8 protein-coding genes are annotated in these 6,759 nt (G+C 63.3%); 4 read left to right on the top strand and 4 right to left on the bottom strand.

The genetic code is table 11. From position 1 onward, the window contains the following. Positions 1-109: 109 nt before the first annotated feature. Both RMN95_RS01250 and RMN95_RS01245 read right to left on the bottom strand, forming a co-directional pair. Positions 110-790, bottom strand: coding sequence for a response regulator transcription factor (locus RMN95_RS01250; protein ID WP_309615151.1), 681 nt, complete (start codon positions 788-790; stop codon positions 110-112). Between the two features lie 136 nt (positions 791-926). After that, complete coding sequence (locus RMN95_RS01245) at positions 927-2,123, bottom strand: acyl-CoA dehydrogenase family protein (RefSeq protein WP_309615150.1); 1,197 nt, start codon at positions 2,121-2,123, stop codon at positions 927-929. A gap of 123 nt (positions 2,124-2,246) precedes the next feature. Here RMN95_RS01245 and RMN95_RS01240 point away from each other — a divergent pair, with 123 nt between their 5' ends. Beyond that, positions 2,247-2,720, top strand: a complete 474-nt coding sequence (locus tag RMN95_RS01240) for an Lrp/AsnC family transcriptional regulator (protein WP_309615149.1) — start codon at positions 2,247-2,249, stop codon at positions 2,718-2,720. Here RMN95_RS01240 and RMN95_RS01235 read toward each other — a convergent pair. Beyond that, the gene (locus RMN95_RS01235) at positions 2,713-3,324 is read right to left on the bottom strand and encodes an alpha/beta hydrolase (RefSeq protein ID WP_309615148.1); all 612 of its coding nucleotides are present in this window, start codon (positions 3,322-3,324) and stop codon (positions 2,713-2,715) included. The two genes, RMN95_RS01240 and RMN95_RS01235, sit on opposite strands and share 8 nt — an antisense overlap. Continuing rightward, a complete protein-coding gene (locus RMN95_RS01230; protein ID WP_309615147.1) occupies positions 3,317-4,285 on the bottom strand; it encodes a ring-cleaving dioxygenase in 969 nt (322 codons plus the stop codon). Before RMN95_RS01230 ends, RMN95_RS01235 begins: the two co-directional genes overlap by 8 nt. A 169-nt stretch (positions 4,286-4,454) precedes the next feature. On the opposite strand from RMN95_RS01230, the gene RMN95_RS01225 reads away from it, so the two are divergent. From RMN95_RS01225 to RMN95_RS01215, 3 genes are all read left to right on the top strand, one after another. Next, positions 4,455-4,586: a hypothetical protein gene (locus RMN95_RS01225; protein ID WP_309615146.1), complete on the top strand. Its 132-nt coding sequence runs from the start codon at positions 4,455-4,457 to the stop codon at positions 4,584-4,586. A gap of 90 nt (positions 4,587-4,676) precedes the next feature. Next, a complete protein-coding gene (locus tag RMN95_RS01220) occupies positions 4,677-5,552 on the top strand; it encodes a LysR substrate-binding domain-containing protein (RefSeq protein WP_309615145.1) in 876 nt (291 codons plus the stop codon). Between the two features lie 243 nt (positions 5,553-5,795). After that, a partial coding sequence (locus tag RMN95_RS01215) for a hypothetical protein (RefSeq protein WP_309615144.1) occupies positions 5,796-6,759 on the top strand: 964 nt, incomplete at its 3' end.

The raw sequence follows: 6,759 nt of genomic DNA, 5'->3' as shown, positions 1-6,759 counted from the left end.
GACGGGGGAAACGACTTCGCCCACGGCCCGAGCACGACATCCTGCATGCGTTCAGGCTAGCGCCGGCCTGAGATTGCGGCCGGGTCGGTGGAATGTCGGCCTGGCGCGGTCAGGCCGTGGCGAGCATCCATCCGCCGGCAGACGTCAGATGCACGAGCGGGGCACGATCGGCGTTGACGGCGGCACGCATGTGTTCGAGCATCCGAACCCCAATCTCGCGAGGGATGCGCATGCCGCGCGCTGTCACCGCGCGCAGGACCTGACCCAGTGTCAGCGCCGTTCCGGCCTGCTCGAGGAGGGCATGCAGCATCTCGTATTCGAGCGGAGTAAGCGTGACGCGCTCGTCGCTGCGCCACACCTCAGTCGTTGCGTCGTCGAGCACGAGGTCGGCGAACCGCCGACTGGTGGGGGCGAGACCCAGCCTTCGCACGATCGGGTTGAGGCGATCTACCAGTTCATCCAGACTGAACGGCTTGGTGATGTAGTCGTCGCCACCGGCAGTGAACGCTTCGATGCGATCCTCGAGGGATGCGCGGCCCGTCAGAAAGACCACGGGCAGTGTGTCTCCGCTTGCCCTCAGTTGCGTCACCAGATCGGTTCCGCGCATGTCGGGCAGCGTGACATCCAGCAACACCAAATCTGGTGGTGATGACCGGATGCGCCGGAGCGCCGAAGCGCCGTCGCGCGCAACCTCGACCGTCCACCCCTCCAGGGCAAGGGCCAGCGACACCACGTGGGTGAGCGGCCCCTCTTCGTCAACGACAAGGATGCGGACGGGTCGAATTGTCATGCTTCCACTGTTGCGCTGGAGGCTGTGAATTGCATCAGGCATTGGTATGACATTCCCTACACCCGCGGGGGTACCAGCGGGTGATGCCGGACTGCGCTTCCCGTGCAAAGGCCCGTCGTTAGTCGAAAGCCCGTCGTTAATCGAAGGCGGAGATGCCCGTAATCGCGCGACCGACCACGAGGGTGTTGATCTCGTAGCTGCCCTCGTAGCTGTACACCGCTTCGGCGTCGGTGAAAACACGGGCGATGTCGTAGTCGGTGGAGATGCCGTTGCCACCGAAGATCGAGCGGGCCATGGCAACCGACTCCCGCATCCTCTCGGTACAACTGGCTTTGGCCATCGCGGCGTGTTCGGGCTGGATCCGCCGGTCATCCTGAAGTTGCGCAATGCGCACCATGGTGCCGAGCGATGCGGTGGCGTTTTCGAGCAGTCGCACGAGTTTGTCCTGGGTGAGCTGGAAGGAGGCGATGGGTTTGCCGAACTGGGTGCGCTCGAGCGCGTAGGCAAGCGCCAGGTCGTAGGCGGCGAACTGGAGGCCGACGGCCTGCCACGCCACCCAGATTCTGGATTTCGTGAGGAGGGTGTTCGCATCGCGAAATCCCTGTGCGCCGCTGAGCCGAGCGGAGTCGCTTACTCGCACGTGATCCAGGTCGATATTGGCATTCTGCACAATGCGCAGCGCAATCTTGTTGTCGATTACTCGCGTGGTGAAACCCGGGGTGCCCCGGTCGACGATGAAGCCCCTCATCGTGTCGTCGGCCGTGTCCCGTGCCCAGATGCACACATGGTCGGCGAACGTGCCGTTGCCAATCCATCGTTTCGTGCCATCCAATATCCAGTGCTCACCGTCACGGGTGGCCGTGGTCTGCATGGCACGCGAGATGTCGGAGCCGTGCTCAGGCTCGGTCAGACCGAACGCCCCGATCGCGGTCAGCGACCGGAGGCCGGGAAGCAGTTTCGCGCGCTGCTCATCCGAACCCATCAGGTCGATTGCCGAGACCGAGAGTTCGTGCACCCCGAGAAACGTCGACATCGACAGGTCGACGCGGCTGAGTTCGAGGTGCAGGAATCCATGAAGGAGGTGACTTGCGCCACCGGAGACGACGCTGACGATATTCTCCCGCCCGAGTGCCGGCAGCAGCTCGAAGGGGAAGGTCGCCGCCGTCCAGTGGGCGGCAACAACGGGCTGCACGACCTCCCTGAACATGGTGATCGCACGATCCAGCCGCGCGCGCTCATGCGGCGCAAGCAACTCGCCATAGAACAAAAAATCTGCGGATGCCCGCGGCGATGGCAGCGACTCTACGTGCGGCCGGGATGAGGCCAGTGTCATCTCTCGCTCCTTTGCGGGGTGTATCCAAATCATCATCCCCGAGCAACATTTGCACAACCATGATCAATCCGATTATGCAGAATGCTTGATTGATTCCGGATGACTCATGCCATACTGCGTCGTATGCCTCAACTCGACGCCACCGACTCACGCATCTTGCTCGCGCTCAGGGACGACGCGAGGCTTTCCGGCGTCGAACTCGCCCAGCGTCTCGACCTGTCCCGCAACACCGTACAGGCGCGGCTGGCGCGGCTCGAGTCGAGTGGCATGCTCGCCCCGGTCGATCGCAGGGTCGAGCATCGCGCGCTCGGCTATCCCCTGACCGCCTTCGTGACGGCGCGCGCCGACCAGCATCGACTCGTCGGCATCGAAGAGGCGCTTGCGGGAATTGCCGAGGTTGTCGAGGTGCACGGTGTCGCGGGCGGCGACGACATCCTGATTCGAATTGTGGCAAGGGATGCAGACGACCTGTATCGCATTGCCGGAGTCATTCTTGCCGTGCCGGGAATCGAACGCACCCGGATCGCGCTCTCGATGCGGGAGATGGTCGCGTATCGCACGGCCCCGCTGCTCGAGAAGCGCGCCGGCCTCAGCTGAGAAGCCACTCTCGCGCTGCCTCGAGGTCGTCGGCGGTGACCCCGTGCGAGCCATCGCGCTCGTGGCGCGCCACCCGAGCGCCACGTTCGCGCAGCTCGGTGGCCAGCTTCGCCACGCTGGCGCCGGGGGCCATGGAGTCTGCTCGCCCATTGGCCAGCAGCATCCGACTTCCGATCAGGCTGGTCGTGAGAGACCTGTCAGCAAACGGGTACATCCCGGAAAACGCGATCATCTCGCCGATCACCCGCGGGTGAAGGGCAGCCGTCGCAAGCCCTATGTTGGCACCGTTCGAGAAGCCGATGGCGACGAGCCTGCGGCCCTGAAGGCCGTAGTTGTCGACAGCCCAGACCACGAAGTCGGCGAGTTCTCCCGACCTTATGACCACGTCATCCACATCGAAATTGCCTTCGCCGTGCCTGCGGAACCATCGGAGAGCCCCACCCTCCCGGACCTGCCCCCGAGGGGCGAGCACCGCGGCCCCCGGGTCGATGGCCTTTGCTAGAGGCAGGATGTCGCGCTCGTTACCGCCCGTGCCGTGCAGGGCGAGAAGCACCGGACCCTCCCCCGCCTCGAAGAGATGCGGCCAGTCGGAGGCCTCAGTCATGATCCGCCGGGTTGTTCTCCTGGGGAACGGTGATCGGGATGACAGAGTGCTCGATCGCCTCACGGGACGGCTCGAGCCACGGCGGCAGCTTGAGGCTGCGGCCCAGTTCGAGCAGCGGCTCGTCGATATCGAAACCTGGCGTGTCGGTCGCGATCTCCAAGAGAACTCCCCCGGGCTCACGGAAGTAGATCGAGGTGAAGTATTGGCGGTCGAGAATCGCCGTTACCTGGTGGCCGCGGCCGACGAGCTCCTGGCGCCAGAGCTCCTGGGTGGCGTGGTCCGGCGCGCGGAACGCGATGTGGTGCACAGTTCCGCCCGCGGTCATTCCCACCGGTGCCAGTGGATCCGAGATCACGTCGACGATGTTGCCGGGCATAGCGTCGCCGGCGGCTAGTCGCGTGCGGTCCCCATGCTCGGAGACGACGGTCAGGCCGAGATCGTCGGTCAGCAGTGCGACTGTTGCCGCGGCATCCCGAACCGTCAGAACCGACGAATGCTGCCCCCGAACCGCGAACTCTGCGGGCACAGAGGCAGAATCCCAAGGGTCGCGGGGGTCTGTCGTCGAGCTCGCGATGAGGTCGAGTTGGAGGCCGTCGGGGTCACGCAGCGACAGGCGCTCCTCTTCGGAGCCCTCGGTCGTAACCTCGGCCGAGACGCCGAGTTGTGCGAAGTGACCGGCCCACCAGCCGAGGCTGCCCGCGGGCACGGAGAACGCGGTCGAGGTCGACTGGCCGGCGCCGATGCGCCCCTTTGGAACTCCCTTCCACGGGAAGAACGTCATGAGCGAGCCGGGCTGACCCGCTTCGTCGCCGTAGTACAGGTGGTAGGTGCTCGGGTCGTCGAAGTTGACGGTGCGCTTGATGAGTCGAAGCCCGAGGCCGGTGATGTAAAAATCGATGTTGCGCTGGGGGTCACCTCCGATCGCGGTGACGTGGTGAAGTCCGGATGTTGCGGCGACCATAGTTGCTCCCTTATCGTGTGAGTCTATTCAATGCAAATGCATAGACTTTCGGAATATTCCCGATCGCTCACAGTTTTTTTGCGACTCCGGATAACGCGCCGGGCTGGCGCGGATGCTCGGCTGGCTCGACTTCCGCGACCTCGACTTAGGCTTGGATCCAGCAGAACGTGTGCCACACAACGCGAAGGTCGCCCTGAACTTGGGCCCCACCGTCGGCGCCGCCGACCGAGGCCACGCCCGCATCCACTTCGTCTGCGACCCAACCGTGCTTGAGGAAGCCGTCGAACGCATGGCGGCCTAGTCGAGTCGGGCGAAGACATCCCGAAAGAAGTTACGCCTCATCAATCCCCGGAATACTCGTGCTCAGTCCTGTTGGTGGTACGGTTCCGGCATGGCCACCCGGGCGCTGTACCTCAACCAGGACGCGGAGCTCGACCTCCGGAAGCTCCGTTACTTCTTGTCGGTCGCGACAACTCTCAACTTTGGCCGCGCAGCCGAAGAGTTGCATGTTGCTCAGCCTGCGCTGAGTCGAGCGGTGAAAGCCTTGGAAGACGACCTCGGTGTGATGCTTTTTGAACGAAATAAGCATGGCGTCGCCTTGACAGAGGCGGGTCGGGTGCTCGTAGGCGAGGCCGACAATCTTCTTGCGATCACCCTCGCAGCGCGACGCCGCGTTCGCGCGGGAGGTGCAATTGTCACCACGCTTTCCATTGGGTTCCGGCCGGGAATTATCATCACCCCCGTTGTCCAGGAGTTCACCCGTGAATACCCCGACGTCGTCGTCGTCGCACATCGCATCGAATGGGACGAGCAGACTGCCGCCCTTTTCGATGGCCGAGTCGATGTTGCCTGGGTGAGAACACCGCTCGATATCGCCGGCCTCACCCTAATCCCGCTATTCGACGACGCCGAGATGCTGGCGCTACCGATCGGCCACCACCTCGCTGGCAATGCGTCGATCGTCCTTGACCAGCTCGAGGACGAATCGCTTCTGCGCTATGACGTGGCGGCACATCACGCCACCGGAACACCTTCCTTGGTTTCCGGAGTTCGAACGATAGAAGAGCAACTCGACGCCGTTGCATCGGGGCTGGGGCTGGCGTTATTGCCGGAAACGGCGGCGAACTTCTATCAGCGAGCCGACATAACCTATCGGCCCGTCGCCGACTCGCCGCCCTATCAGGTCGCTCTCGCTACAGTTTCGGGCGGACGGAACCGTCCCGAAATCAGCGCGTTCGTCGCTGCGGCTCAAGCACTGTATCCCTGAGAATCCAACGCCGTTCGCGGGCCAGCACTAGAGGGAGCGGTCTATCGCGGGATGGTGCATGTGGATGCCCGGTTGAACGACATCGTTTGCCTCGCATGATTCATCACGTCCATCGCCGCTCGCGTCAATGCTCATGCTGGAACGGCATCACCGAATCGAATTTAGGTCTTGGACTCGTTTGTCATCCGGAGCAGATGCTGGCTTCATCGCGGGAATCACTCCCGGATCGAACGAAGGAAATTTGTGCCGCTCGTCAGAGTCACTCTCATAGACGGCGTCGTCAGCAATCAAGTAGACACCCGCTCTATTCACACGATCGATGGGAAGCTTCCGATGATGGCGTCACCTCACATGCACGAGCGGATTCCACTGAACACCCTCGCAATACCGTTCGGGCTTTCCGGGCTCGCAGAAGTCTGGTCGCTCGCGGGTGTCGCCGCGGGCTGGCCAAGCGAGGTAGGTGGAGCGCTGTGGTGGCTTGCCGGGATCGCCTGGGTGTGGATGATCGTCGCACATGTCGTGCGCGGCGCGCAGAGTACAGAGTCACTGTCGAGCCAACTGAGACACCCCGCACAAGGACCCATCGCGGCACTCGTCCCGGTGGTCGGGATGTTGCTCGGCGCGGCCCTGTATAAAGTGAGCCCGGCAGCTGGCACCGCCCTGGTGGTCGCGTCGATCGCGGCAGCAACGCTCTTCGCAGGGTGGATTCTCAACTTTTGGCTCAACGGGGCAGTCCAAATGAATGTGGTCCATGGCGGGTACTTTCTTCCCACGGTCGCAGCCGGGCTGATCGCCTCGACCACCGCAGCCGAGGTGGGTCTAACCTCGCTGGCTATTGGCGCGTTCGCGGTAGGCATCCTCTTCTGGGTAATGATCTACGCGGTGTTGATCGCTCGCTTCGCGACCCGGGCGGCGCTTCCAGCAGCGCTAACGCCTACACTCGCCATCATCGTCGCTCCTCCGGCAGTTGCTGGATCCGCGTGGTTTGCTATCGGTGGTGAGAAGTTGGGCTCACTCGAGTACGCGCTCGCGGCAGTGACCGTGCTCATGGTGGTGCTGCAATTATTCTTACTGCCGCGCTACCTGAAGCTGCCGTTCTCACTCGGATTCTGGTCCTTCACATTTTCCTTCGCCGCGGTGGGCGCATACATGATCGAATGGCTGACGCTATCGCACCCGGTCGGATGGCTGCCGCTGGTGATGGCAG

It is taken from the genome of Salinibacterium sp., assembly GCF_031364185.1.
In the GTDB taxonomy this organism is placed as follows: Bacteria; Actinomycetota; Actinomycetes; order Actinomycetales; family Microbacteriaceae; genus Rhodoglobus.
This window is presented reverse-complemented; position numbering and strand designations above follow the sequence as displayed.

What these genes read in the sequence shown, in the direction of transcription:
- RMN95_RS01250 (WP_309615151.1), bottom strand. Translation starts at nt 790, where the DNA reads ATGACAATTCGACCCGTCCGCATCCTTGTCGTTGACGAAGAGGGGCCG.
- RMN95_RS01245 (WP_309615150.1), bottom strand. Translation starts at nt 2,123, where the DNA reads ATGACACTGGCCTCATCCCGGCCGCACGTAGAGTCGCTGCCATCGCCG.
- RMN95_RS01240 (WP_309615149.1), top strand. Translation starts at nt 2,247, where the DNA reads ATGCCTCAACTCGACGCCACCGACTCACGCATCTTGCTCGCGCTCAGG.
- RMN95_RS01235 (WP_309615148.1), bottom strand. Translation starts at nt 3,324, where the DNA reads ATGACTGAGGCCTCCGACTGGCCGCATCTCTTCGAGGCGGGGGAGGGT.
- RMN95_RS01230 (WP_309615147.1), bottom strand. Translation starts at nt 4,285, where the DNA reads ATGGTCGCCGCAACATCCGGACTTCACCACGTCACCGCGATCGGAGGT.
- RMN95_RS01220 (WP_309615145.1), top strand. Translation starts at nt 4,677, where the DNA reads ATGGCCACCCGGGCGCTGTACCTCAACCAGGACGCGGAGCTCGACCTC.